The 1,682-nt window shown below is 30.9% G+C and carries 3 protein-coding genes; 1 reads left to right on the forward strand and 2 read right to left on the reverse strand.

Annotation, left to right across the window (positions count from 1 at the left end; genetic code table 11):
- On the forward strand, positions 1-354 hold a 354-nt coding region (locus CYP84_RS08240), incomplete at its 5' end, for a hypothetical protein (RefSeq protein WP_219809679.1).
- 127 nt (positions 355-481) lie between these two features.
- Here the strand turns inward: CYP84_RS08240 and CYP84_RS08245 are convergent.
- Together CYP84_RS08245 and CYP84_RS08250 are read right to left on the reverse strand one after the other, a co-directional pair.
- Positions 482-973: a hypothetical protein gene (locus CYP84_RS08245; protein ID WP_103637232.1), complete on the reverse strand. Its 492-nt coding sequence runs from the start codon at positions 971-973 to the stop codon at positions 482-484.
- The gene (locus CYP84_RS08250; protein ID WP_103637233.1) at positions 970-1,512 is read right to left on the reverse strand and encodes a hypothetical protein; all 543 of its coding nucleotides are present in this window, start codon (positions 1,510-1,512) and stop codon (positions 970-972) included. The genes CYP84_RS08245 and CYP84_RS08250 overlap by 4 nt, the downstream gene beginning before the upstream one ends.
- Positions 1,513-1,682: the final 170 nt, after the last annotated feature.

Raw genomic sequence — 1,682 nt, forward strand, 5'->3', positions numbered from 1 at the left:
GCCATATATATAATGAAGATGTTTATCTTTTATATAGGAAGTGGAATAGTCATAACACAACAAAGGGTTATAGTGATTAAATCATTTAAGCCAACTAGCTTTAATATAGATGAAATACTATATGCCAAAGTTTCTGAAAAAGACGAAAGAGCTATGAAAGATGAAATGGCGATAAAAGATGAGATAACTAAAAATGCAATAACTATAATGGACATAAATGGCAGACAAGAGACAATAGAAAATTTTCCTGATGCAAATATAGTCAGACTGGAGATAATGCAAATTCAAAGCATGCGAGCACAGGAGTTAGAACGAGAGTTGGAGCGTTTAAAATCGCAAAACAATCAAAACTAAATTTAGTATATTTGCTACTTTAGGCACTATATAAATGCTTAAAGTAGCATAAACCATTTTTATTTTGCTAGATCGCATATAGCCTTGTAGCTTTTTTCATTTTTACTACTTAATAATTTGTTTTTACCTATTTACTCCACTCTTTAGGGGCCTCTTGTAGTCTCTTCCATTTGACAGACGAGTCACATACAGAGAAATCACTAAGTTCTATTCTTTTTTTAGATTCTAAAGTCTTATAAAGCATTATACTTTGTGGGTTACCTGGCAAGACATAATCTTTGCTGCTTACACGGATCGCTCCGGTTTGGGAAGATACATTGAGTAATTTGTGATAACATTTTTCTAGTGTTGTATATTCATCATTTCTTTCAATGTAAGGACTTATAAAATCAGTCTTAACTGGGAAAATTTCTAAGTAATAATAAAAAGTCTTATTTCCATTTCCCACAAAATCGACCTCAGGACCATAAGATACATGGTAGTATATTCCACTATTAGGATCTTTCTGTGATTTAATAGTTTTATCTGTTCTTTGCATTTTCTTACTTTTATTTAGTGTTGTTGCACAACCACTTAATAAAAACATTGCTAAAAAAGCAAGTGCTAAATTTCTAATCATCTCATTTTCCTCTTTTTGTTTTTAAGATATATTACTGAGTAATCTTCTTCAAAAAAGTTTCTACGAAAATCCGCAGAAATCCAGCCTCTATTGTCTGCTTCGCTTATGTCAAGTAAAGGAAGTTTTTTTAGCTCCTTTTCGTAGCTTTCTGTTGGACCGAGTTCTGCAATAACTCTACCTGTTGTTTTATCAATATACCAGAGAGACAAATAAGTTGACATCATATTGTTACTACAATTAATGGATGCTATTCTTTGTAAATTTGGATATTCTGTTTTAGTTGGGTCTTCTACGTATAAGCTTGAATCCCTGCTAAGACTTTTATATGTATATTCATAGTTAAAGTCCACACCATTACTATCTCTTACATATATAGATCTTGAGTTTGTAATAATAGGACGACATACTGGCTTCTTTTTGGGAGCCATAAATTCATTCATGTCTTGTGCTATACCATTGACTAAAGCCTCCAGAAAAGCTGCATTGGCATTGGTGCCTATCAGCAATAAAAATAAGGTAAATGCTATATTTTTTACCATAACTCCTCCTAATAGTTTTACTATGTGAATAATTATACCTAATTTTATATTTATTTGAATAATTTTTACTATTTATTTACGACTTGAATATTTTTGCTTTGTTTTTTGGAAAACTAATAAAAATATAGGTAAAATTTTGGTGGATGTAGTCTATTGAAATACTATAGGTC

This window comes from Campylobacter concisus (assembly GCF_002912425.1).
Taxonomy (GTDB): domain Bacteria; phylum Campylobacterota; class Campylobacteria; order Campylobacterales; family Campylobacteraceae; genus Campylobacter_A; species Campylobacter_A concisus_AH.